Origin of the sequence: Vibrio sp. 10N.286.49.E11 (assembly GCF_041469505.1) — a bacterium.
Classification (GTDB): domain Bacteria; phylum Pseudomonadota; class Gammaproteobacteria; order Enterobacterales; family Vibrionaceae; genus Vibrio; species Vibrio crassostreae_C.
In genome coordinates this window covers 76,905-100,938 of the sequence record NZ_JBFRKQ010000054.1, presented here as the reverse complement: position 1 = coordinate 100,938, position 24,034 = coordinate 76,905, and the positions used below count along the sequence as shown (strand labels likewise).

The 24,034-nt window shown below is 44.4% G+C and carries 19 protein-coding genes; 12 read left to right on the top strand and 7 right to left on the bottom strand.

What is annotated here, in order from left to right:
• Window positions 1-29: 29 nt before the first annotated feature.
• Window positions 30-1,652, bottom strand: coding sequence for a methyl-accepting chemotaxis protein (locus AB4167_RS12605; RefSeq protein WP_136982513.1), 1,623 nt, complete (start codon window positions 1,650-1,652; stop codon window positions 30-32).
• A 501-nt stretch (window positions 1,653-2,153) separates the two neighbouring features.
• Here AB4167_RS12605 and AB4167_RS12600 point away from each other — a divergent pair.
• Both AB4167_RS12600 and AB4167_RS12595 read left to right on the top strand, forming a co-directional pair.
• Complete coding sequence (locus AB4167_RS12600; protein WP_048611631.1) at window positions 2,154-2,351, top strand: hypothetical protein; 198 nt, start codon at window positions 2,154-2,156, stop codon at window positions 2,349-2,351.
• Window positions 2,352-2,432: 81 nt separating this feature from the next.
• Window positions 2,433-3,575 carry an amino acid permease gene (locus AB4167_RS12595; RefSeq protein WP_017060419.1) on the top strand — a complete coding sequence of 381 codons (1,143 nt, stop codon included), beginning with the start codon at window positions 2,433-2,435 and terminating at the stop codon, window positions 3,573-3,575.
• Window positions 3,576-3,708: 133 nt separating this feature from the next.
• Here AB4167_RS12595 and AB4167_RS12590 read toward each other — a convergent pair whose 3' ends face one another.
• From AB4167_RS12590 to AB4167_RS12580, 3 genes are all read right to left on the bottom strand, one after another.
• The gene (locus tag AB4167_RS12590) at window positions 3,709-5,070 is read right to left on the bottom strand and encodes an L-serine ammonia-lyase (RefSeq protein WP_017060420.1); all 1,362 of its coding nucleotides are present in this window, start codon (window positions 5,068-5,070) and stop codon (window positions 3,709-3,711) included.
• Between the two features lie 120 nt (window positions 5,071-5,190).
• Window positions 5,191-6,444, bottom strand: coding sequence for an aromatic amino acid transport family protein (locus tag AB4167_RS12585; protein WP_102320452.1), 1,254 nt, complete (start codon window positions 6,442-6,444; stop codon window positions 5,191-5,193).
• Between the two features lie 318 nt (window positions 6,445-6,762).
• Window positions 6,763-7,353, bottom strand: a complete 591-nt coding sequence (locus AB4167_RS12580; RefSeq protein ID WP_372136606.1) for a CoA pyrophosphatase — start codon at window positions 7,351-7,353, stop codon at window positions 6,763-6,765.
• Window positions 7,354-7,656: 303 nt separating this feature from the next.
• Between AB4167_RS12580 and AB4167_RS12575 the strand changes: the two genes are divergently transcribed.
• The gene (locus AB4167_RS12575; protein ID WP_065584176.1) at window positions 7,657-8,199 is read left to right on the top strand and encodes a heme NO-binding domain-containing protein; all 543 of its coding nucleotides are present in this window, start codon (window positions 7,657-7,659) and stop codon (window positions 8,197-8,199) included.
• Between the two features lies 1 nt (window position 8,200).
• Complete coding sequence (locus tag AB4167_RS12570; RefSeq protein WP_017065652.1) at window positions 8,201-9,919, top strand: ATP-binding protein; 1,719 nt, start codon at window positions 8,201-8,203, stop codon at window positions 9,917-9,919.
• Window positions 9,920-10,081: 162 nt separating this feature from the next.
• On the opposite strand, the gene pabB is transcribed toward AB4167_RS12570, so the two are convergent.
• Window positions 10,082-11,461, bottom strand: a complete 1,380-nt coding sequence (gene pabB / locus AB4167_RS12565) for an aminodeoxychorismate synthase component I (protein ID WP_372136605.1) — start codon at window positions 11,459-11,461, stop codon at window positions 10,082-10,084.
• Between the two features lie 254 nt (window positions 11,462-11,715).
• Between pabB and AB4167_RS12560 the strand changes: the two genes are divergently transcribed.
• From AB4167_RS12560 to AB4167_RS12545, 4 genes are all read left to right on the top strand, one after another.
• The gene (locus AB4167_RS12560) at window positions 11,716-13,233 is read left to right on the top strand and encodes a fumarate hydratase (protein WP_372136604.1); all 1,518 of its coding nucleotides are present in this window, start codon (window positions 11,716-11,718) and stop codon (window positions 13,231-13,233) included.
• 164 nt (window positions 13,234-13,397) lie between these two features.
• Window positions 13,398-13,583, top strand: coding sequence for a hypothetical protein (locus AB4167_RS12555; RefSeq protein WP_004734731.1), 186 nt, complete (start codon window positions 13,398-13,400; stop codon window positions 13,581-13,583).
• 223 nt (window positions 13,584-13,806) lie between these two features.
• The gene (locus AB4167_RS12550; protein ID WP_372051713.1) at window positions 13,807-15,180 is read left to right on the top strand and encodes a YcjX family protein; all 1,374 of its coding nucleotides are present in this window, start codon (window positions 13,807-13,809) and stop codon (window positions 15,178-15,180) included.
• 14 nt (window positions 15,181-15,194) lie between these two features.
• Window positions 15,195-16,247, top strand: coding sequence for a YcjF family protein (locus AB4167_RS12545; RefSeq protein ID WP_372136603.1), 1,053 nt, complete (start codon window positions 15,195-15,197; stop codon window positions 16,245-16,247).
• A gap of 56 nt (window positions 16,248-16,303) precedes the next feature.
• On the opposite strand, the gene traF is transcribed toward AB4167_RS12545, so the two are convergent.
• On the bottom strand, window positions 16,304-17,452 hold the full coding sequence (gene traF, locus AB4167_RS12540; protein WP_029236450.1) for a conjugal transfer protein TraF: 1,149 nt from the start codon (window positions 17,450-17,452) through the stop codon (window positions 16,304-16,306).
• A gap of 265 nt (window positions 17,453-17,717) precedes the next feature.
• Here traF and tyrR point away from each other — a divergent pair, with 265 nt between their 5' ends.
• The 4 genes from tyrR (at window position 17,718) to AB4167_RS12520 (ending at window position 20,990) form a co-directional block, all read left to right on the top strand.
• A complete protein-coding gene (gene tyrR, locus AB4167_RS12535; RefSeq protein WP_372098401.1) occupies window positions 17,718-19,262 on the top strand; it encodes a transcriptional regulator TyrR in 1,545 nt (514 codons plus the stop codon).
• A gap of 18 nt (window positions 19,263-19,280) precedes the next feature.
• On the top strand, window positions 19,281-19,868 hold the full coding sequence (rimJ, locus tag AB4167_RS12530) for a ribosomal protein S5-alanine N-acetyltransferase (protein ID WP_017065430.1): 588 nt from the start codon (window positions 19,281-19,283) through the stop codon (window positions 19,866-19,868).
• 164 nt (window positions 19,869-20,032) lie between these two features.
• Window positions 20,033-20,506, top strand: a complete 474-nt coding sequence (locus tag AB4167_RS12525) for a DUF2947 domain-containing protein (protein ID WP_017060433.1) — start codon at window positions 20,033-20,035, stop codon at window positions 20,504-20,506.
• A 268-nt stretch (window positions 20,507-20,774) separates the two neighbouring features.
• Window positions 20,775-20,990 carry a hypothetical protein gene (locus tag AB4167_RS12520; RefSeq protein ID WP_017065431.1) on the top strand — a complete coding sequence of 72 codons (216 nt, stop codon included), beginning with the start codon at window positions 20,775-20,777 and terminating at the stop codon, window positions 20,988-20,990.
• 171 nt (window positions 20,991-21,161) lie between these two features.
• Here the strand turns inward: AB4167_RS12520 and AB4167_RS12515 are convergent, their stop codons facing one another.
• Window positions 21,162-24,002, bottom strand: a complete 2,841-nt coding sequence (locus AB4167_RS12515) for an Hsp70 family protein (RefSeq protein ID WP_372136602.1) — start codon at window positions 24,000-24,002, stop codon at window positions 21,162-21,164.
• Between the last annotated feature and the right edge of the window lie 32 nt (window positions 24,003-24,034).

The following is a 24,034-nucleotide window of genomic DNA, read 5'->3' as shown; positions in this document are numbered from 1 at the left end:
ATCCGCGATGAACCTTTTTTGTTGGCGATCTATGACTTCTTCTTTGTACTCGACAAAGTAAACTGATTAATCAGCGATTCAAGATGATCAGATAGCTCTTCTAAGTCATTGCTGATGTTGCGAGTTTCAGCCGCGGATTGCGATGTGTTGTTGGCGTGAGAGGTGATGGTTTCAACCTTTTGTTGAACATCTTGAGTCGCTTGTGTGGTGGATTGCGTTTGCTGCTGAATATTCTGTGCGTGAGCCAGCACCTGTTTCATCTCTTCGACCACACCATTCATTTCAATTGAAAGTGCGTCGATATCGGTTGAGCTTTGATGGGCTTGTTCGCAAACGCGATCGGCAGAAGTCAGCGACTCTTCGCTGCCTTGCTGGAACTGATGAATGATTGACTCAATACTGCCTGTTGCTTCAGCGGTTCGTGATGCAAGATGGCGAACTTCATCAGCCACCACCGCAAACCCACGACCTTGTTCTCCCGCACGTGCCGCTTCAATTGCTGCATTCAAGGCCAGAAGATTGGTTTGGTCAGCAATGCCACGAATCACACTCAATATTGAAGAGACCTCTCCGGTTTGCTCATTGAGTGTCAGTATTTTGTGTTTCACTTCTTCTATGCTGCTAACGAGGTTTTTTATCTCACTGCTTGCTTCGTGTGCTTGGTTGGCACTCTTACACGCCACATCAGCGGTGTGATTGATAAGCTCTGAAGCTGTTAAAGTCGCTTGTTCTACATTGACTTGCTGTGCCTGTATTCCTTCGACATTATGTTGCACTTCGGCGGTTTCGCTTTGCTGGTCACTGGCGGCTTGCTCGGTAATTTGCGCGACACTAGTCAGTTGGTTGGCAGACGCATTCAGTTTGTGCGAGGTGTTTTGTACCTTTTCTAAGCTGTCGGATACGGTTCCCATGAACGAGTTGATGGAGTTAGCCAGCGTGCCAATCTCATCCTTGCTTTGTTCCGGCAGGCGAGTGGATAGGTTTTTATCGTTGCTGACTTGGGTCATAAAGCGAGAAGTCTGTTGCAGCGGGCGCACGATAATCTTACGAATTAATCCCATCGTAAGGACAAATCCGGCAAACGAGATCACTGCCATAATGCCAATAGCAGCCATGGTTTGAGTGTTAATCAGCGAGTTAACATGGTTAAGGTTATATTCGAGACGAATCGCACCCAAGACTTCACCTTCTGGTGCCATATGACAGGCGACACAATTGGTTCCTCGGTAATCTTCACTCGACTTCATTGGCAGAGCAATAACCAAGCCTTTGCCCCAATCAGCAGAAAAAGGTTCGATAACGGTTTCGCCCGCTAGCGCTCGTTTATCAATATCGTCAACCGGTGTTTGGTTGTCATTACCTGGGCCATATAACTTGCTGACAGCGTCGGCGCGTAAAACACGAACGTCTTCAATGCCTTCTTGAGCCAGTGCTTTCTGACGAAGGGTCTCTTTTTGTGCCATGGTGCCGGTGAGCATCATCATATTGAGGCTATCGAAGTAGTTACTTGCTTTGTCGTGAAGCTGCTCACTTAACACTGAGTTTACAAGTTGCTTTTGTTGCGAATATTGGAAATAGGTCGATATTGCCAGCAAAAAGGTGAACACGATGGCGAGGGCCACTAGGATTTTAAAGGTGATTGTTGAGCGCATAAGGTGTTTGTTTTTATTAATTATAATGACGCAAATACTGTACTAGTAAGAATTCCTACCACCTATGGGGTATAACGAATTGTGTGACCACACTCCGGTTGTGGTTATGTTTCTGTGATGTAGCGAGTTTGTGTCGTGTCTGATGTTGAAATGGAACGCGCTTCAAGCTCCTCGTTGTTCTTAAAACAGACTGTTGTTTTGGGAAAATTGAAGTGCAGCATCGAGTTTTGATTGTGCTGATAATTAGAAAAGCCTAGGTTGTTAATTAGCTCGATGTATTTGTCCGCTTGTCTTTTATCAATAAAGACTATTGTTTTAGACGACTTAGTGGTCAATTTATATCCAAATGGTTGTTTTGTTCAATTTAATAGCAAAAATTGTGGTTATAGCGTTGTGTTTCGAGGCTCATTCGATAAGATGAAAAGACCTCTATGATAGAGGTAGGGCAGCAACGGATACGCTGCTTCAAATACTATGGAATGTGACTTATTGGACACATACATGAAATTCAAGATTACATCACCGATTATTGAACCTACGGAAGGTTCACCACATCAGTTAATGCTTACTCACGCTTCTCGTTTTACCTCTTTTAAGACAAGCTCCCCTTTGAACGCCCTGTTCGACAACGTCTCTGCACGCTTCTTTACCGCTTATCGCTCCTATTGTTATTCGTTTTATAACTTTATTTCTATCTGAACTCCTTTGTCATCCGCTCGATGAACGAAGACTCACATCTATAAAAACTAAACAAATAAGTTAAAAACAATGAATATTAAAATGATGGGTAGCTCCCTAATTATCGCTGGTACCGCTCTCGGTGCTGGTATGCTTGCGATCCCAATGGTATTAGCTCAATTCGGATTGCTTTACGGCACACTGCTTATGGTACTGATCTGCTTCGGTACGACTTACGCAGCATTACTACTTCTAGAAGCGACCATCAAAGCGGGTGGCGGTCTAGGATTAAACTCTATTGCCCGAAAAACCTTGGGTAAACAAGGTCAGTTGCTTACCAACGGCTTGCTATACGCGTTGTTGATTTGCCTATTAATGGCTTACATTCTGGGCGCAGGTGACTTGCTGAGTAAGTTACTGTCTAACTTTGGCGTCGAAATTACCGCGACTACCAGCCAAACCGTGTTTACCTTGCTTGCTGGCGCAGTAGTCGCAAGTGGTACTGGTGTGATTGATAAGCTCAATCGAGCATTGTTCTTCGTGATGCTTGCTAGTTTGTTTGCAACCATGGCCTTCTTAGCGCCGAGCATGACTCAAGAAAACTTGATGCAGGTAACCAGCCATGACCACGTTGACCTAATCAAAACCAGTGCCATCCTGTTTACGAGCTTTGGCTTTATGGTGGTGATTCCAACCTTGGTTTCTTACAACCACGAAGCGACAGACAAACAGCTGCGTAACATGGTGATCATCGGTTCTCTGATCCCATTAGTGTGTTACTTGTGTTGGTTGTTTGCGGTAGTGGGCAACTTGAGTGAAGAGCAATTCAGAAGCTTTGAGAACGTATCAGATTTGATGGCGGCGTTTGAGGCTCAGTCTCCTTGGGTGGGTAACGTTCTGTCTACCTTCACAGGCTTGGCGTTGTTGACCTCTTTCTTTGGTGTGGCGATGGCGTTGTTCAACCAGAACAAAGACATGTTCAACCAAAATACAGCGGTAACGTACTGCATTAGCTTTATCTTGCCGTTGGCTGGTTCATTGCTTGCGGCAGACAAGTTCCTACAAGTACTGAATTACGCAGGTATCATCTTGGTGTTCCTAGCGGTGTTTGTTCCTCTGGTTATGGTCCACAAACAGCGTTTCATGAAAGTTGCTGATGACCGATACCGAGCAGAAGGTGGCAGCGCAATGATGTTGTTCTCACTGCTGTTTGGTTGCTTCCTGCTTATCTCACAAGTGATCTAGTTCTTTGGTCCATTATCTAAGATGCGAATCGAGCATCTTAGATATAAGTGGCCGGAATTCAGATACAAAAAAGGAACGCATCGGCGTTCCTTTTTATTATCTTCTGATTAAAAACAGATTGATTCAAAGGCTATCAACAAACAACCTTAACAGCCAAACCACCTTGAGAAGTCTCACGGTATTTAGCGTTCATGTCTTTACCTGTTTCTAGCATTGTTTCGATAACTTTATCTAGAGAAACAGTAGGAGCAGAAGAACGACGAAGTGCCATACGAGTCGAGTTGATTGCTTTAACTGCAGCAATACCGTTACGCTCGATACATGGTACTTGTACTTGGCCAGCAACTGGGTCACATGTTAGACCTAGGTTGTGCTCCATGCCGATTTCTGCAGCCATACATACTTGCTCAGGGCTACCACCCATAAGCTCAGCAAGACCAGCAGCAGCCATAGAGCATGCCACACCAACTTCACCCTGACAGCCAACTTCAGCACCAGAGATTGAAGCGTTACGCTTGTAAAGACCACCGATCGCGCCAGAAGCTGCGAAGTAACGGATGTAATCTTTCTCTGTCACTGTTTGGATGAACTTATCGTAGTAAGCCAATACAGCAGGGATGATGCCACATGCGCCGTTTGTTGGTGCCGTTACTACACGGCCGCCAGCTGCATTTTCTTCGTTTACTGCGAAAGCAAACATGTTTACCCAGTCAACAACCGACATTGGATCATTGGTTGTTTTTTCTGAAGTCATTAGCTGTTGGCGAAGTGCTGCTGCACGGCGAGGAACACGTAGTGGACCAGGCAGGATACCTTCAGTATTCATACCGCGATCCATACACTCACGCATAGTTTTCCAGATGTTAGCGAAGTAAGTGCGAGACTCTTCGTCTGAGTGGAACGCTGCTTGGTTTTTCATAACCAGTGTACTGATAGAAAGACCGCTTTCTTTGCACTGATTAACCAGCTCTTCAGCTGTTGTGAATTCGTAAGGTGCTTTGATTGGGTTTTCTTCTTCTTTGCCGAAGTTCTCTTCGTCAACGATGAAACCGCCGCCAATTGAGTAGTACGTTTTTGAGTATGCAACTTCGTCACCAACCCATGCATGAATGCTCATGCCGTTCTCGTGTAGAGAAAGGTTGCTAGTGTGGAAGTTCATACCGCCATCGCGTGGGAACGATACTGTATGACAGTGCATGCCAACAGGAAGGCGCTCAGTTTCTTCTACGCGAGCAATGAAGCCAGCAATAGAATCGATATCAACACGCTCAGGAGTATTGCCAGCAAGACCCATGATGATTGCGATATCTGTGTGGTGACCTTTCCCTGTCAGTGATAGTGATCCATATACGTCCACGGTGATTTTAGTGATGTCGCGCAATTTTCCCATTGAACGTAGGTCATCAATAAATTCTTTACCCGCTTTCATTGGTCCAACTGTGTGTGAGCTCGATGGACCAACACCGATTTTATAGATATCAAATACACTAATCATAGCGATTACCTCAAAAAGAGAGCCTCCCAAGGGGGGGCGGGAGGCTCATTTATTATCATTATATTTTTTGTCTAATCTCGCGATATAAGATGGATGCCATCTTATAAAAACGGCTTGAGATTAAAGAGCGCCGTAGATTACAGAACTAATAGCCGCTAGACCACATAAAGCTGTAAAGATTTGTACAGGTGCTGAAGTTTTGTACTTAGCCATTGCTGGTACTTTTTGCATCGCGAATACAGGCATTAGGAACAGGATAGCTGCAATCATTGGAGCACCCATTGTTTCAATCATACCTAGGATACTTGGGTTAACTACCGCAACAATCCAAGTAGTAACAACGATGAACGCTAGAGATGCTTTTTCGATAGTGCTTACTGAAGAACCAGAGCGAGACTTGATTAGACCAACAAGACCTTCGTGAGCACCTAGGAAGTGACCGAAGTAGCTAGAAGTAATCGCTGCGAACGCTACTAGAGGACCCATGTAAGAGATAAGTGGAGACTCATGTACGTTTGCTAGGTAAGAAAGAACAGAGATGTTCTGTGCTTGTGCTGTTGCTAGTTGCTCTGGAGATAGAGAAAGCACTACAGAGAATACGAAGAACATTACAAAACCCATCAGCATCATTGCTGCGCCACCAGTGATCGCGTCAGTTTTCTTAACTGCGTCATCACCGTATACACGACGTTGCTCTTTAGAGAACTGTGAAATGATTGGGCTGTGGTTGAAAGAGAACACGATGATTGGAATAGCAAGCCAGATAATAGAAGGCATTGTTGACCATTCTGGGCTTACGTCCATCATTGAAGTGTTCCAATCAGGAACTAGGTAAAAAGATAGCGCTAGTAGGATGAATACTAGTGGGTAAACCATTGCTGAAGTTGCTTTAAGCATCAGCTCTTTACCGAATACAACACCTGCTGTCATAGCAAGGATAAGTGCACCAGAAAGAAGAGGACGAGGAATAGATTCCATACCCATTTGGTTTACTAGGAAAGAATCAACTGTGTTTGTGATACCAACACCGTAGATAAGAACGATCGGGTAGATAGCGAAGAAGTAAGCAAAAGTAATAATGTTTGCGCCAGTCTTACCGAAGTGTTCTTCTACTGTATCTGTAATGTCAGCTTCAGGGTTTTTAGCAGACAGTACGAAACGAGCTAGAGATTTGTGTGCGAACCAAGTCATTGGTGCCGCAATTAGAGCTAGGATAACTAATGGCCAAAAACCACCCGCACCAGCTTTGATTGGAAGGAATAGTACGCCAGCACCAACTGCTGTACCGAATAGTGATAAACACCAGGTAAAATCTTTATAGTTAAACTTGCTTGAATCTTTAACGGCATTTGCCGAAGAAGTTGTTGTGTTCATGTTAAATTACTCATTTTTTGGGAACAGGAAATAAGTCGGGGCTAATTCTGCAGAATTTTCTTCTGCAAAAAATAGATCTAAATCATGTAATGAAACGGCGTGTCACATGATATGCGAAAAACGAATTTTTGATCACGAAAATAGCGTGCTACATGTGATTTATGTTTATGCATGGTATTAGTTTTATTTATGCGAAAGGCGGGGTTGTATAGATTTATACCAGGGAAACGTTTGCGTAAAATTGCATTAATAAATCTGTTCCATAGAAAGTCTGGATTTTGTTAACAGAGATTAAACAAAACGTAGTTGCTATGTGATTCATTGCAGTACTTGTTGCTGCAGCGATTGGATAATTTGCGCCGTAACGCCCCAAATTAGGTGCTCTTGGAAAGGCATCGCAAAAACCCGATGCTTGATTTGTTTAAAGTTAACAGTGTGGCTGTGTAACTTGGCTTGGTCTAAAACATAGCTAGCGGATACCTCAAAAATTGAGGCAACTTCGTTCTCATCAATGATGGCTTCATAGTCAGGATCGACCATGGCAATAATCGGCGTCACAGAAAATTTACTAATAGTACTCAATGCTGGTAATTGCCCAATAATTTTAACTTGATCCGATCGAATTCCCACCTCCTCATGGAGCTCTCTGAGTGCAGTGAATTGCATAGAAGGGTCAGAAAGTTCGTGTTTACCACCAGGAAAGCTGACTTGGCCGGGGTGATGCTTTAAATGAGCCGCTCTTTTAGTAAAAATGACATGTAAACCATCTTCTCTTTCAACTAAACCTACCACCACTGCCGCTTTACGTAATTGCTCGCCACTGATGTGCGAAACACGCTCTACTGACTCAGGATGATAGCCAACGGTAGGGTTAAGTTGGAATTGCTGAAGGAAGTTTTCTTTATTCATATCAAGCCAATATATTGATTATTATGATTTTAAGTATAGACATAACCGTGGGTTGATTACCAATATCGAGTTTTTCTTCATTCACTTTCCCTCTTTTAGTTATCAATTGGGCGTCATGAGAGGCTGTTTACCGATGAATCTCCTCAAAATGACGATTTTTGCTATATTCAATATGTGCATACAGGCGAGTAAGCGTTACCCATGTCATAAAATTGGGTGACGAAACGTAGATTTTTTGTTTAAGAATTTGATAACAATAACTTAGTGGACCATTCTAAAAAGAAATAGAAGAAAAGGTATGAGATGAAAGGAATCATATTCACCGAATTTTTAGAGCTTGTTGAAGACAAGTTTGGGCTAGAGCTTTTGGAAGAAGTTCTAGAAATGTCAGAAGATGAAGGGATCTATACGTCGGTCGGCAGTTACGACCACAAAGACCTTGTCAGGTTGATTATCAACTTGAGTAAGAAAACCGATATTGATGCGGCAAGCTTGCAACGCGTGTTTGGGCAGTCTGTATTTAAGAACTTACTGGCCTCATTACCGAATAAAGCGAGCCTTGCTCACAGCAATACCACCTTTCAATTTATTCAGCACGTAGAGCGTTACATTCATGTTGAAGTGAAGAAGCTCTATCCAGATGCTGAGCCACCTGAATTCAGTTTTATCACCACGAACGAAGCACAACTTGTTTTTGACTACAAAAGCGCAAGGTGTATGTCTCATGTTTGCTTAGGGCTTATTGAAGGATGTGCTGAATACCACGGTGAATCTATCGCGGTGGAGATGACGCCACAAAATGATGACCAAAGCGTGGTTAGGTTTAATCTCAAAGTAGAAAAGTAATATGGATCTGGCATCTGCCCTAGAGAAGAAGCTTAAGCGTCAAATCGCGGCAAGGAAAGCGGCTGAAGGATTGTTGGAACAGAAGAGCCTCGAACTGTTCGAGGCTAACCAACAGCTTGAGCTTGCTTTGCGTCAGTTAGAAAAGCGCTCCAACGCGAATATACGCCGCATTGAATTCCAAGAACAAATCGACAACCTGTTGATTGATTTTGGGCGCGCGTTTCTAAGAAATGATCTCGATGATGTCATGCTATCTGAACTAACGACCAACGTGACTAACAGTTACTTAATCGAAGCCAGTCGTTTGATTCTACCTCCCAAGCTCATCCCTCAGTTACAGACCTATGATTATGGCGATGAGACTGTCGAGGTGTTAGAGCAAGACATTCAAGAACCTCATTGGCAAGACAACCTACTGACCGTGCCCTTAGAGGTTGAAAAAGTCATAGTTGGTGCGTTAATCGTCAGAGTCAGGTTGTTAGACCAAGACTACGAGTTTATCCAAAGCCAACTGTTGTTGGTCACGGACCTTATCTGCAGTGCCTTAACCCATCAACTAGCAATCAACCGAAATATTGAATCACGTAAACGAGCGGAAGAGTCCGAAAGGGCAACGCGTGACTTTGTGGCCATGATTAATCATGAGTTAAGAACTCCACTTAATGGCTTACTAGGCAGTGCCGAGTTGATCAGTGATACCGAACTGAATAGCTCTCAGCGTGAGATAGTGAACAACCTGAGCCAATCTGGAGAGTTTCTCCGAACCATCATTAATGATCTATTGGATTACAGCAAAATTAACGCAGGGATGTTAGAGCTTATTCCAAAGAAATTTGCCCTACGTGATTTGAGAAACACGATTGAAAGCATCTTCGTCAATCGAGCAATTGAGAAGCAGCTCGAATTCAATATCAGTGTTACGTCAAACGTTCCCTCCCATTTCCAAGGCGATTTAGAGCGCATCACACAACTGTTTGTGAACTTAATAGGTAATGCGATTAAATTTACAGAAGAAGGGCATGTGAATGTTGATATTGAGTGGGACAAAAACCAATTTGTTTTCTCTGTAGAAGATACCGGAGTCGGAATCGCTGAATCGGCGCATAAGACGCTGTTTGAACCTTTTACGCAGGCAGATAACTCAAGTAGTCGGAACTATGAGGGTACAGGACTTGGGTTAGCGATTTGTCGCAAACTGGTGGCTCTGATGAATGGTGATATTGGGGTGACCAGTGTCGTTGGTTCAGGCACGACGTTTACCATCTCGATTCCTCTTCAAGTTGTCGATGTTCCGGCAGAGAGTGATAGTGTCGCCAAGGGCTTTGAGTCTGAAGCGGAATTGTCACTACTTAAAGTGCTGGTGGTTGATGATATTAAGATGAACCAGATCATCATCCAACAGATGCTTCGTAAACATGAGATTGAACCAGCTATCGCAAGCAATGGTGTCGAAGGGTTTGAGCTCGCGTCAGACAACGAATACGACATTGTATTCATGGATTGCAGAATGCCTGTTATGGACGGGTTTGAAGCAACAGAGAAGCTAAGAGAGAAGGGTTACGTTAAATCTATTGTGGCACTGACCGCCGGAACGACATTGGAAGAACGCGAACGTTGTATTCAGTGTGGAATGGATGACATTTTGAGTAAGCCTTACACCGCCAACGATCTGAAAGAGATGCTCAAGAAGTGGGGTGTCTCAGCGGTGAAGGTCGCTTAAACACGCGAATAAAGCGTTGTGAGTTATGTACTCTAACTTACAGACTAAAAAACCGAAGTGATCTTACGATCCTTCGGTTTCTTTTTATATCGAACTTTTGCTAGCCGTTAAGCTACGGAACTCGTCATTAAGTCGCGGAACTCGCAGTTAATGACACTAGGTTTAGCAATCTTCAAGTACCGGTAGAATTCGACTCAGCTTATCCAGTGTTTCTTGGTATTCAGAAGCACAATCACTATCAAATACCACACCACCGCCAGCCCAAGCATAAAGCGTGTTGTTCTCGGCGACTAATGTACGAATGGTAATACTGGTATCCATTCTGCCATTTCGGCTGATGTAGCCAATACTGCCGCAGTACGCTGAACGTCGATGCGGTTCTAACTCTTCAATGATCTGCATCGCGCGAACTTTTGGTGCGCCAGTAATCGATCCTCCAGGGAAACAGGCTCTCAGAAGGTCAGTTGCAGAGTATTGGTCATCAAGGTCCGCTCGTATCGTGCTCACTAAGTGGTGCACGGCAGGGAAGCTTTCAATATCGAAGAGCTTTGGTACATGCACTGTGCCCGGTTTTGCTACTCGGCCAATGTCATTACGAAGTAGGTCGACGATCATCAAGTTTTCCGCCTGATCTTTATCGGCGCTTGCTAGGTCTTGCGCGTTGGCATTATCAATCATCGGGTCCTCAGAACGAGGTCGTGTGCCTTTGATTGGCTTGGTTTCAATGACGTTGTCTTTGAGTTCTAAGAAACGCTCTGGCGAAACACTGATGATTGCGCAGTCGGCCAAACGGATAAAACCCGAAAAGGGCGCTGAGTTGTACTGTTCTAACTTGTCATAAGCCAGCCATTCACTACCTTGGTATTGGGCATTGAAGCGCTGAGCTAAGTTAATCTGATAGCAGTCCCCGGATAACAGGTACTCTTGAACACTATCGAACTTAGTGGCGTAGCTCTCTTCGCTCATATTGGATTGCCACGGTGTGGTTAACCCAAAGGGCGCATGTGATAGGTGTGATTGAGCCATCTGCTGCATTAGCCAATCATGATGTTCATCGATATTGCTACCGACAATACACGCCGTTTTCAATTGGTGGTCAACGATAACAGCCCATTCATACAAGCCAACTGCCATGTCAGGTGCTTCAATATCACGCTTTGCGAGTGATGGAAGTGTCTCGACTCTGCGCCCTAAATCATAGCTAAAATAGCCTAAAGCGCCGCCAACGAATGGCAACTGAGTGTGCTCTTTAGTCGCAGGCAATAATTGTTGCTGATATTGGTCGAGTAGTTCGAAAGGATCAGAGTCTGAAACCTCGCACGTCTCATTAACATTAACGGTCGTTTCTGCACCGATTGTCTCGAAGGTGGCGATGGGTTGAGCAACTAAAATATCGTATCGACTATCAACGTGGCTTTCTGAAGCGGAGCGTAATAGCATTGCCCACGGCAGGTTTTCAATATGGAAAAACAGCTGTTTAGCTAAAGTTGATTGATATTCAAGCGGCTTGATTTGGATAGAGCGAAATTCGTTGTTATTCATTTGTTTAATTTGTGACAAAGAGTTCGATCACTGCATGGCGTGTGAGAGGAAGCAAGAGTATCATAAATTGAAAATAAAATGGGTTCTTGATTAGAACGGAGTAATCCAAGTGGTTTAGTTTAAAGCTATGCAAGCGATTGCTAAAGCAACTAAATACAGCTCAACACAATAAAAAGCTAAACCACCTAATTCGATTTGGCACATATAGTCAAACTGTGAACCCACATGGAACCAGAACAATAAAGAGGCATGCAATGACGGTTATTCGTAAGCAAGATGTGATCAGCAGTGTCGCTGACGCACTTCAGTACATTTCTTATTATCACCCTTTAGACTTTGTCCAAGCCCTAGAAAAAGCGTACGAGAAAGAAGAGAGCCAAGCAGCTAAAGATGCGATCGCTCAGATTCTTATCAACTCGCGCATGTCTGCGGAAGGCCATCGTCCAATTTGTCAGGATACGGGTATTGTTACTTGTTTCGTGAACATCGGTATGGATGTTAGGTGGGAAACGGATCAAACAGTACAACAGATGGTTGATGAAGGCGTTCGTCAAGCTTACAACAACCCAGATAACCCATTGCGTGCATCTGTCCTAATGGACCCTGCAGGTAAGCGTATTAATACCAAAGACAACACACCAGCGGTTGTCCACATTAATATGGTTCCAGGCAACAAAGTTGAAATTCAAATCGCGGCTAAGGGCGGCGGTTCTGAGAACAAAACCAAGATGGTTATGTTGAACCCTTCTGATGATATTGCAGAATGGGTAGAGAAGACGCTGCCAACAATGGGTGCAGGCTGGTGTCCACCGGGTATGCTAGGTATAGGCATCGGCGGTACGGCTGAGAAAGCAGCTGTGCTAGCGAAAGAATCTTTGATGGAACACATCGATATCCAAGAGCTTATCGAGAAAGGTCCTGAGAACGCAGAAGAAGAGCTTCGTTTAGACATCTTCAACCGTGTAAACAAGCTTGGCATTGGTGCACAAGGTCTTGGCGGTCTCACTACTGTGGTTGATGTAAAAATCAAAACAGCACCAACTCATGCTGCTTCTAAGCCTGTATGTTTGATCCCGAACTGTGCAGCAACGCGTCACGTTCACTTCACACTAGATGGCAGCGGCCCAGCAGAGCTAACGCCACCTAAGTTAGAAGAGTGGCCAGACATCACTTGGGAAGCGGGCGCAAATACACGTCGTGTTAACCTTGATGAAGTGACTAAAGAAGACGTACAAGAGTGGAAGACCGGCGAAACGGTTCTTCTGTCAGGTAAGATCTTAACCGGTCGTGATGCTGCTCATAAACGTATTCAAGGCATGCTAGAAAGCGGCGAAGGCTTACCAGCCGGCGTTGATTTCAAAGGCAAGTTCATTTACTACGTGGGTCCTGTTGATGCTGTAGGTGATGAAGCGGTAGGTCCTGCGGGCCCAACAACTTCAACACGTATGGATAAGTTCACTGACATGATGCTGAACGAAACTGGCATTATGGGCATGATCGGTAAAGCGGAACGTGGCCCTGCAACGGTTGAATCAATCAAAGAGCACAAAGCGGTTTACCTAATGGCGGTTGGTGGTGCAGCTTATTTAGTCGCAAAAGCAATTAAAAAAGCACGCGTTGTTGCGTTTGAAGATCTCGGTATGGAAGCGATTTACGAGTTTGAAGTTGAAGATATGCCTGTAACGGTAGCGGTTGACTCTAACGGCGTGAACGCACACCAGATCGGCCCTGACACGTGGAAAGTGAAGATTGCTGAAGCTGAGACAGCGTAATTAATCGACGCCAAAAAATCGTAATTGTCGCTAACTTCAGCGTTTGAATTGCAATTTTTGACAGAAAGTTAAAGACAAAAGTGCAGCATTATCTGCACTTTTGTCTTATTATCAATGATATAGTGATAAACACATAGTTTGATATAAGAACATAGGAGAGAGGAATGCCTCGTTTTATTCAGATCCTACAGATTATCTTGGCAGTGGTGATTGGTGCTTTTGTTGGCTACGACCTGATCTTGAAAGGGATCAGTATCTTTGATAATAAATACGTGACGATTACATGTGCGCTTTGGCTAATTGCAGAGATTGCGCTGTTTGTTATCTACAAGTTGATTGAAGACGATTAAACGTCGGATATCGTGCAAAAATTCTAAAGCCCCTGATTATGAATGTAGTCAGGGGCTTTTATTCATCTAGCATTAAGAATGTGTATTGCATACTCATCAACATCAACATCAACATCAACATCAACATAAGCAAAAGCATACAAACTATCCCAACGGGGAAAGAACATAGGCTTGCCTTTCTATTATCATAACCAGCTAGCCTAACTATCACGGAGTCGTTCAAATGAAACACCTAACTCAAGAAATGAGTGACTTTATAAGCAGAGGAACGGATTCTCATATTCGAGTAGCGGTCACGGGGCTCTCTCGTGCGGGTAAGACAGCATTCATTACTTCGCTGGTTAATCAGCTTCTTCATACGTCTACCCACAAAAACTTGCCACTGCTTGCATCTGCGAGAGATGGAAGAATTATTGGCGCAAAGCGCATCCCGCAACACAACATGATGATTCCACGCTTCTCTTATGATGAAGCGATGGAGTCGTTGAATGCACAGCCACCAGAATGGCCGGTACCAACGCGTGATGTCAGTGAGATTCGTTTAGCCATCAAATATAAGCCTGCGAAGGGCGCAAAGAAGCTACTGAGTAAAAACAGCACCCTTTATCTCGATATTGTCGATTATCCAGGTGAATGGTTGCTTGATTTGCCGTTACTGGATATGGACTTCGATACCTGGAGCCAATCTCAGTTTGCCGCATTGAAAGGCGACAGAGAAACTTACTCGCAACAGTGGAACGTAATGCGTGGTGATATCGATTTGCTAGCAGAAGCGGACGAAAAGAAACTGGTCGCGATTGCCGATAGCTACACCCAGTACCTTCATACTTGTAAAAGTAACGGACTGCATTGGGTACAACCGGGTCGATTCGTATTACCGGGTGAGCTTGAAGGCGCGCCTGTGTTGCAATTCTTCCCGTGTCTCGCACCTGAGGGTAAGTTCTCAAAAACAAGTAACTATGCGGTACTGAAAGCGCGTTATGAAGAGTATCAACAGAAGGTCGTGAAAGCGTTCTACAAGAATCACTTCGCGACGTTCGACAGACAAATCGTGTTGGTGGATTGCTTACAGCCACTTAATGCGGGCTATGACTCTTTCATGGATATGCGTGGCGCGTTAGAACAGTTACTTAAGAGCTTTAAGTACGGTCGAAGCAATATCTTAAGACGTTTATTTGCGCCGAAGATCGACAAGATCTTGTTTGCAGCCACCAAGGCTGACCACGTGACACCGGATCAACATCCGAACTTGGTGTCACTGTTACAACAGATGGTACATCCGGCTTGGCAGCAGGCGGCGTTTGAACACATCGACATGAGTTGTATGAGTATCGCGTCTATTCAAGCGACCAGCGCGGGTTATATCTCGTCTGGCTCAGACAATGTTCCGGCGTTGCAAGGTGTGACTTTGGATAATGTCCCTCAAACCATGTATCCGGGAGAGGTGCCGCGTAAGTTGCCCAACAAACAGTATTGGGAAACCAACCAGTTTGATTTCACGAGCTTTAGACCGATGGAGCAACATTCCGATGAGCCTTGCCAACATCTAAGAGTCGACAAGGTTTTAGAGTATCTCATTGGCGACAAGTTGAAGTAATTGAGGCAATCAAAATGAGTGAATTAAAAACAAAGCAGGTCTTTAATGAACCGTTGAAGACCTCTTTTGATGAGCAAGACAAGACCGACGTTGGCCCGGATTTAGGTGCTCAACAACTGTTCACAGAGCAAGAGAAATTTGTCCCTGTCGCACCGCAAGTGGAAGCCGAACTTGATGGTGAAGCTGAGCAGCAATTGGAACAAGTGATTCGACCGAGCAAAAAGAAGAAGTGGTTTGGAACGGGTTTATTGGTCGCTTTTTCTGGCCTAGTTGGATGGCAAGCAATTGAATCGGTCATTACCGCAATTCAAACTGCTGATTGGCTTGCGTTAGGTTGGGCAGGCTTTATTGCTGCCATTGCTTCATTGGGTTTAGGCGCAATAGGCAAAGAGCTGTGGAAACTGCGTTCACTTAAAGATCACTTTAGTGTGCAAGAGCAGAGTGAAGAGCTACTCCAAAGTCAAAGTGTCGGCAAGGGCAAAGCGTTCTGTGAAAACATCGCCAAGCAAGGTGGCATTATCGCTGAGTCTCCTTCGTACGATAAGTGGCGAAACAGCATTAACCCAGCACACAGTGATGCAGAAGTGTTGGATATGTACGATGCGTTAGTCGTGAGTCAACAAGACAAAATAGCGACTCAAATCGTCACTAAGTTTTCGACCGAATCGGCGGCTTTGGTTGCAGTGAGTCCATTGGCGGCGGCTGATATGTTGCTGGTGGCTTGGCGAAATTTCACCATGATCGACAAGCTTGCTGATGTGTATGGCATTGAGCTTGGCTACTGGTCTAGGATTAAGCTATTTAAATTGGTGTTAATCAACATGGCAGCAGCGGGAGCCAGTGAACTCGCAATTGATGCAAGTATGGATCTCGTCTCGATGGATCTTGCAGGCAAAGTCTCAGCTCGAGCAGGGCAGGGGCTAGGTGTCGGTATCCTTACTGCAAGACTGGGCTTAAAAGCCATGACATTGCTGCGTCCTATGCCTTGGCATAACGAACGAAAAGTAAAATTGGCAGACCTCCGCAAAGCCGTCCTATCTGAAATAAAGCGTATCACTCTCAAATAACAATACCGCACCCACAAAATGGGTGCGGTTTATTTAAATTGTTCTTTTGGCAGAGACTAAAAATGCATGATGAGCTGAGCAGAAGCCCCGTAGTTATTATCTTTGCCTGCTTGTGCCGCTAAATCGAATCCAAAGATACCGAATGGTTTAAAGCCTAAGCCTACAGTGGCTAGGTCATCTGCATAGTTAGTTAAACTATGCATATAGCCTAAACGAAGTTGAGCCCAACTGAATGCATCAAGCTCAGCGCCCACTTTTGCATACTGAGTTTTGTAGTCGTACTCTTTAAAGTGCTTGACGGCGTTTAAATCAATATCCGCTGTAAGGTTGTACCACGATTTATCATAGGAAATACCTAATACATATTCTGGTTCAACAAGTACCGTTGCTTTTTGTCCCATGTGAGTTTTAGTTTTTAGCTTTTGTGACAGGAGGTTCTTAGCAGACAACCCAATAATGGTGTTATCTCCCCATTCATAAGCAGCACCAAAATCTATGTTGAATGCGGATTTTTCTACGTAATCCTCTTCAATATCAAAGTCGTCATCTAAATCATCCAGTGTTTCAACGTAGTTCAGACCATAAATTCGTTGGTATTTGGGTGAAATACCCAACATAAAATCGTGTTCTTGAAAAGTAAATGTATCAGCAAAAGTAAAACCTACATCAACAATTGCTATACCAACCGCTTGACCACTTGAGAGCAGTTCTGAATCTGTAGGGTTATCATTTTGTAAGTCATCATCATTCACATTGAATCTAGCAATGGTGGCTACTTGAGATTTAATGAAGAAGTTGGTGCTCAGGTGTTTATTTGGAATAGCGAATACTGTACCTAGATTAGCTTCTACGTTTAAGTTTCCGTTATCTAGTTGTTTTAAAGCTTTGCGCCATTCCTCTAATAGTTCTTCATTCCCGGGATCAAATTGCAATCGATCATCAATATCTTGGAAGTGATCCAACTTGTCGATCATGTCATCTGCATCATGAACCCTTGCTCCGAGAACGGGAAGAATTAACCCAAAGTTATCTCCTTCTTTATAACGAGCCGCTAAAGCAGGATTATGAAAACTGGATGTTAGGTAAGAGGCTGACGCAGCTCCAGTGCTGCCCATGCCAACACTTCTTGTATCGAAAGAAGTCATTGCAAAACTAGACGCAGAGAAGGTACTGATTATTGTGAGGAATAGTTTAGAGTATTTCATATTTAAGCCGATGTTTTTATACGGAACAATATAGGCTATGGGTGATTTGACTTTAGTTCCATAAAATAACCATTTATAAAGTAAGGGGATGTTGCGATGTGTTACGGTTGGAAATGTTGATAAGTGTGGTGAATGGTTTTAGATCTTTCTAAGGTGTTGATATCTAAAAATTGAATAGATATATGATAACTCTTCTTCTTGACTGAACTCAGAGCTTAATCCACACTACTGTCAACTTATCCTGACACCTATAATAGGACTATTTGTGCGTCTCGAAGTATTGTGTGAAGACAGACTCGGCTTAACGCGTGAGTTGCTCGATATCTTGGCCTCAAAAAGCATTGATTTAAGAGGAATCGAAATTGATGTTAAAGGTATTATTTATCTAAACTGCCCTGATATTGATTTTGATGCTTTTAGTGAACTTATGGCTGAAATTCGCCGAATTTCAGGTGTGAAGGATGTACGTAAAATCCAATTTATGCCAAGCGAAAGGCATAACACAGAGCTGATTGCTCTGCTGGCAAACCTACCTGATCCTGTTATTGCGATTGACCTTAAAGGCTCAGTCGATATGGCTAACCACGCTGCATTGAACCTTTTTAATAAGCAAGAAGACGCAGTCATCGGTGAACCGCTAGCGACGTTTGTTCCTAGCTTTAACTTTGCTCGCTGGATCGAAGGCGATGTAACGCGTCATCGTGAAGTTGTCGTGTTAGATGGTTTAGATTTCTCTATTGAGATCCTGCCGATTTACCTTGGTGGTGATGTCAACGAAGCGGTACTGGCAAGCGCAGTAATGACGATTCGCTCTTGTAATCAAGAGATGAACTCGCCAGATTCAATCCCAGAACAGAACAACCTAGGTTTCGAACACTTTGTTGGTGTCTCTAATCGCCATAAAGCCTTGATCAGCCAAGCTAAGAAATTGGCTATGCTGGATCAGCCTCTATTAATTGAAGGCGATACAGGGACAGGCAAAGAGATGTTGGCAAAAGCGTGTCATAACCGTTCAAATCGATCGTCTTTCCCATTCTTGATTCTAAGCTGTGCATCGATGCCTGATGACGTAGCGGAAACGGAATTGTTTGGTCATGCGCCGGGTTCATTCAACCATGAGCAAGGTCATAAAGGTATTTTCGAACAAGCGAATGGCGGTACGGTATTTTTAGATGAAATTGGCGAGATGAGCCCGCATCTTCAAATCAAGCTGCTGCGTTTCCTACAAGATGGTTCATTCCGTCGTGTTGGTGAAGAAGAAGAGATGCACGCGGATGTTCGTATTATTGCATCAACGCGCCACCGTCTTTCTGAATTAGCCGACTCGGGTTCGTTCCGTGAAGATTTGTTTTACCGCTTGAATGTACTGACTCTGTCTATCCCTGCATTGCGTGAACGCTCAAACGACGTAGCGCCACTGTTGGAACTGTTCGTTGCAAAGTACGCGCAGCAGTTAGGTATGTTAAAACCAAAACTGACTCAAGAGCTGATCGACCAGCTTGGTAATTACCAATGGCCGGGCAACATTCGCCAGTTAGACAACATGGTTCTACGTGCACTAACAGAGCTAGATTCAGACACACTAACGGTTGAGCAATTCCATTTGCCACAGCTTGAAACAATGACGGCTGGAATGGCGAACCTGAGCTTAGACGGCTCGCTCGATGAAATCATGAAAGACTATGAATCTCAGATTCTAGAGAAGCTTTATCAGTCTTTCCCATCAAGCCGTAAGCTAGCAAAACGTTTGAATGTATCTCATACCTCAATTGCGAATAAGCTTCGTGATTACGGTATCAGAAAGAACTGATCGAATAAGAACAAGATTATGGAAGATTTGAGTACACCAGAGCGCATTTATAAGCATGATGGTAATCTGATTCTACGCACGGCTGAAATCGATGATGCTGGCATGATCAGCGAGTACTTTCAGGTTAACAGAGAGTATCTGAAACCTTGGGAACCGATTCGCGAAGACGCGTTCTTTGATAGAGCGAGTTGGGCGCAGCGACTGATCAAGTTAAACGAGCTTCATAAAATGGGGCTAGGCTATTACTGTTTACTGATTAACGCTGACTCTAATGAAATGTTAGGCACCATATCGTTCAGTAATTTGTCTCGTTTCCCGTTCTACGCTTGTAATGTCGGTTACTCATTGGCGCAAAGTGCACAGGGCCACGGTTACATGCGCAGAGGTTTGAACATGGCCAAAGACTACATGTTTGATGTGCAGAACATGCACCGCTTAATGGCGGGCTACATGCCTCACAACGAACGCAGTGCTGGCGTATTAGAACATCTTGGTTTTGTCCGAGAAGGTTTTGCTAAAGACTACCTACAGATTAACGGTAAATGGGAAGACCATATACTGACAGCATTAGTTAACCCAAATTGGGAAGATAGACGCGTTATTTAGCGGCAATATTGCTAAGACGTAGTACTAGTTAAAGGCAAATAGCTTTTAAACGTAAACAAAATTTAGACGCAGCGTATATCAAGCTTTGCTAATCGCCGCTGCATCAAAAAGAACAGATAGGCATGGTAAATCCATCAGCCTGAGCAGATATTTGAGGAATTTTGATGTCATACACAACTTTGGACGAATACCAAAGAAAATGGATTTTCACACACCAGTCAATGCCGCTTCCGGCAGAGGACTTGGAAAAGATTAAGCCAATGACACAGGCGAGAGCATCTCAGTTCTGGAAAGAGAACGTGAGCCCTCAAAGCCCAGACGCAGAACGACTGAGCTCGCAAGACTGGCCAAGCAAAGCATCGAACTGGAATGAAGAGATCAGTTGGATGGCGCATTGGGAAGCGGATGAGCCTGAAATGCCAGAAGAGATTCTTAACTTTATTGATTGGCAAGATGACGTAACTGTTTATTTTTGTTACGAAAAGTACAATGTTCTTGAAACCAAATGGGCGATTTTCAAGAAGCATTGGAAGAACTTCTTGTTCTACGATGATGGCCCGATTCTAATCGGTCGTCGTCGTTCAGAAGCCCTTTGGTTTGCTACCAATGGCAAGGTGAAAATTGGTAACCGTGCTTAACCTCGGTGTGATTTAATCGAGCTAGTGCTGGTAATCCGAGCAACAGATAGATAAACAAAAAGCGAGCATCGAGCTCGCTTTTTTTGTGCCTAATGATCTTCGAAGATCATGGGGAAAGACCCACTATTTGAGCCCAACTAAAGGTGACCATATCCACTCATTTAAAGCGAGTGAATTACGAAATTGAGATCGCTATCTCATTGGGTTAGTTGAAGTTTCATGGGGTTGAGCTATGTTTATATTACTGCCTTAGTGGAGGTGAAGTATTATGATTTGGGATACTCTCGAACGTGTAAATAAACTTCGCAAGGAAGCAATGGAGGATCCAGAGTTTTTGGATTCAGCAAAAATGCATGAGGAATGGCTTTTAAGCGAAACTCATAATCAATCGAACAAAGGAGCAAAAGAGAATAAACCGAAAAAACTATCTGACATTTATGAAAATACGGATTTTCCTATCAACCCAACTGGAACCAAACATTAACAATGATGAACTGCAACACGGCTAAGGCTCTTAACCAAAAAGCTATAAGTCGATTACACATACCAGCCTTAAGCCACCAATAAAAAAGCCACTTTCAACGAATCGAAAGTGGCTTTTTCTTTTCTTGCTAGCTTCTTTACCATTAGCAACGAAAGATAATCGTTTTCAAACCTAGTTATTGATTAGGCTTAATCCGCTTGGTAACGCATCACCAAACACACGCTTAGATTCACTCTCAGAAAGCTCAGTCACTTCACTCACTAGTGTTAACCATGAGTCAGGTACCTTGCTTTGCTTAAGCTTCTCAATAACTTGATTGCGATAGTCGTCAGAGATATCAAACTGACGGTCACCGGTTTTTCGACAAATCATCACCGCTGCAAAGGCAATCATCTGCTCTTTATGCCAGTTCTGCTCAAGTAGTTTCGGCAACCACTGTTCAGCTTGTTCTCTAGGAATCACGCTGTGTTGGCTACCATACAAAGGTGTTCTTGAAGCCAATCGACCCAGAGCCCACCAGTGCGCTTGTTCAAATTGGTTATGGTTGATCGCTTTGCTTAAGAACCAACTTGCCAGCAGAACTTTGTCTTCCACTTCAAGTTGCTCAAGTGATGCCGCTAAACGAACCATGGCTTCATAGCCATTGTCTTGTGCATCTTTGGCTGTCTTAGGGTTTTTCATTGCCCCTGGATGAAGGTATTTAGCGATGTCAGCCAAGATACTCTCTTGCTGCTCTTGGTTTAATCCACCGGCAACACGACGCCAGAATACCCACCAGTCCGTCCAACCTTGGTGGTTCTGGAATTGAATGTTTTGTTGGTAAAGGCCCCAAATTTGTTCGATACGCCATGAGTCAGTCGGATCGCCAAAGCCTGGACGCAGCGAGTAACCCGCCAAACGCAGCCAGTTCTTCTCGTGTGCTTCTGAACGACGGCGGCGTTTACGACCTAATGAGAAGGTATCAAATAGATGACGAAGGGTCGTGAAGTCCCATTCATCGCGTTTACCTAGTCGCTTCTCAAGATCTTTCGATAGTGTTTTGATCTCTTTCGATTCAGCACTCTTCTTGTTGCCGCTGTACAGGCGAGAAATCAACTCCTTACACTCTTCCAATCTTGGGTGAAGCGCGGAGGTATCAGATTCATCGCCTTGCTTGTTTCTTACTTCAAACTCAAGCAACCAACGCTTAGAGTCATCTTCTATACTCACACACTCCATTTTCAATGTGCCGACTTCGGTTAACTGACAAGCGAGCAGTACTTCAACACGCTCTTTTTGGTTGGCTTGAAGTTCTGCAGTACCTGAGCCTTCCAGCGTAGAAATATACGGTGGGAGAGGGGAGAACAAGTCGGCATCCACATTGACCATCACACCGTTTTGAATGGCGGTGTCATGAGCAATTTGATCGTGTGTTGAAGTCAGAAGATTAAATCGTACTGGCTCACCTAAAGTCAGCGAGAAACGACGGCTGTTCAAGCGTATCTCTTGGCCTTCTTCGGTTCCTTTGGCAAGCAGACAAAGCGCTTTACCCATCTTGTTTTTCTCTTGCAGATGCAAGAAGTAAGAACGGGCAGCACCGCCACCGATTTTCAGCTGTGCACCGCGGCGTGCTTTACCAAAGGCAACCGCGCCAAGGGCAACAGACCAATCTGGATGAGGGTTATCAAGCACTGTGATAGGAGAACCGTTCCAGTTGCCCAGTAGCTGAGTAATTCGCTCTGTTACCAGTTCACTGTTAAACACACCACCATTGAGCAGCACGCCAACTGGAATTGCAGGTTTGGTATCATCAAACTCAACAGAGTCTGACTTTTCCAATGCGGCTTTAGATACTTGCTGATGTGTCGCTAGGAATTCGGCAACGTGCTTACTTACCGCAGGATCTGCTGCGTAGGGTAGGCCGAACTCTACCACCGCGCTGCGGCGTTTGTCGGGTACTTCCGTAAACTCAGAAAGCGGGAAGAAACCTTCCAGTGCAATCTGATGAACTTCTTGTTTGGTTAAACCAATACTCTTGGTACCGCCAAGTAGCTTTGAACCGCTGCCCAGCATGGTGATCTTCACATCGTCTGGCGCGTTAGCAGAAAGCAGGCTCTCTTTTGCGGCGCGAGTCTGTTGAATCAGTTTGGTTAGGCTCGAAGCATTCAGCTTTTTGTTTTGATTGAAGCGTTGCTCTGCAAGGTGGGCAAGGGCTAAATCTAGGTTATCACCACCGAGCATTAAGTGCTCGCCAACGCCGATACGGTCGAGTGCGAGTTCTTGGTCATCGCCATTGTTTGAGTTGAAGCTTGCTTCGATCAAACTTAAATCGGTGGTACCACCGCCGACATCACACACTAGAATCAGCGGGATCTGTTGAAGTTCATCGGCTGCGGTTTGTTGATGACGGGCATACCAGTCATAACAAACGGCTTGCGGCTCTTCGAGTAATAGAATCTTACCTAAGCCAGCAAGTGCTGCCGCTTCGAGTGTTAGCTTGCGTGCTGTCTCATCGAAGGAAGCAGGAACGGTAACCACAACATCTTGGTCTTCAAGCTTGTTGCTCGGGTTACGGTAGTTCCATGCTTGGCGAATGTGGTTGAGGTAGCTTGCACTCGCCACAACTGGCGAGACTTTATCGACATCTGCTGCGCCTGCCCAAGGCAGAATGTCGGAGTTACGATCCACCGCTTGGTGTGACAGCCAACTCTTAGCACTCGATACTTGGCGGCCTTCAACCTTAGCGCCTAATTCACGTGCCCATTCACCGACGATAACGTTCTTAATATCGCCTTCAACGGGGCTTGGTTCCCACGGCATTGTCAGGTCAGAAGGGGATATTTGACCTTGTGCTGGGTGGTAACGAAATGATGGAAGTAGGGGCTTGCGAACCACTTCACCGGGGCCGATGAGTTGGTCAATATCGAAAAGAGAAACGGGAGCATGTTGTAGGTCGTCGTTGATTTCACAGTAAGCGACAACCGTATTGGTTGTGCCTAAGTCAATGCCGACTAAAAAACGAGGAGTTGCCATACAAAACCTTATTCTTCCAGAGTGATGACCAG

Bases quoted from the DNA above. Each gene is read 5' to 3' on its own strand.
- AB4167_RS12595 (WP_017060419.1), top strand. From the start codon at position 2,433: ATGATGGGTAGCTCCCTAATTATCGCTGGTACCGCTCTCGGTGCTGGT.
- AB4167_RS12600 (WP_048611631.1), top strand. From the start codon at position 2,154: ATGAAATTCAAGATTACATCACCGATTATTGAACCTACGGAAGGTTCA.
- pabB (WP_372136605.1), bottom strand. From the start codon at position 11,461: ATGAATAACAACGAATTTCGCTCTATCCAAATCAAGCCGCTTGAATAT.
- AB4167_RS12580 (WP_372136606.1), bottom strand. From the start codon at position 7,353: ATGAATAAAGAAAACTTCCTTCAGCAATTCCAACTTAACCCTACCGTT.
- AB4167_RS12515 (WP_372136602.1), bottom strand. From the start codon at position 24,002: ATGGCAACTCCTCGTTTTTTAGTCGGCATTGACTTAGGCACAACCAAT.
- AB4167_RS12575 (WP_065584176.1), top strand. From the start codon at position 7,657: ATGAAAGGAATCATATTCACCGAATTTTTAGAGCTTGTTGAAGACAAG.
- traF (WP_029236450.1), bottom strand. From the start codon at position 17,452: ATGAAATACTCTAAACTATTCCTCACAATAATCAGTACCTTCTCTGCG.
- rimJ (WP_017065430.1), top strand. From the start codon at position 19,281: ATGGAAGATTTGAGTACACCAGAGCGCATTTATAAGCATGATGGTAAT.
- AB4167_RS12570 (WP_017065652.1), top strand. From the start codon at position 8,201: ATGGATCTGGCATCTGCCCTAGAGAAGAAGCTTAAGCGTCAAATCGCG.
- AB4167_RS12550 (WP_372051713.1), top strand. From the start codon at position 13,807: ATGAAACACCTAACTCAAGAAATGAGTGACTTTATAAGCAGAGGAACG.
- AB4167_RS12585 (WP_102320452.1), bottom strand. From the start codon at position 6,444: ATGAACACAACAACTTCTTCGGCAAATGCCGTTAAAGATTCAAGCAAG.
- AB4167_RS12605 (WP_136982513.1), bottom strand. From the start codon at position 1,652: ATGCGCTCAACAATCACCTTTAAAATCCTAGTGGCCCTCGCCATCGTG.
- AB4167_RS12590 (WP_017060420.1), bottom strand. From the start codon at position 5,070: ATGATTAGTGTATTTGATATCTATAAAATCGGTGTTGGTCCATCGAGC.
- AB4167_RS12525 (WP_017060433.1), top strand. From the start codon at position 20,033: ATGTCATACACAACTTTGGACGAATACCAAAGAAAATGGATTTTCACA.
- AB4167_RS12545 (WP_372136603.1), top strand. From the start codon at position 15,195: ATGAGTGAATTAAAAACAAAGCAGGTCTTTAATGAACCGTTGAAGACC.
- AB4167_RS12555 (WP_004734731.1), top strand. From the start codon at position 13,398: ATGCCTCGTTTTATTCAGATCCTACAGATTATCTTGGCAGTGGTGATT.
- AB4167_RS12560 (WP_372136604.1), top strand. From the start codon at position 11,716: ATGACGGTTATTCGTAAGCAAGATGTGATCAGCAGTGTCGCTGACGCA.
- AB4167_RS12520 (WP_017065431.1), top strand. From the start codon at position 20,775: ATGATTTGGGATACTCTCGAACGTGTAAATAAACTTCGCAAGGAAGCA.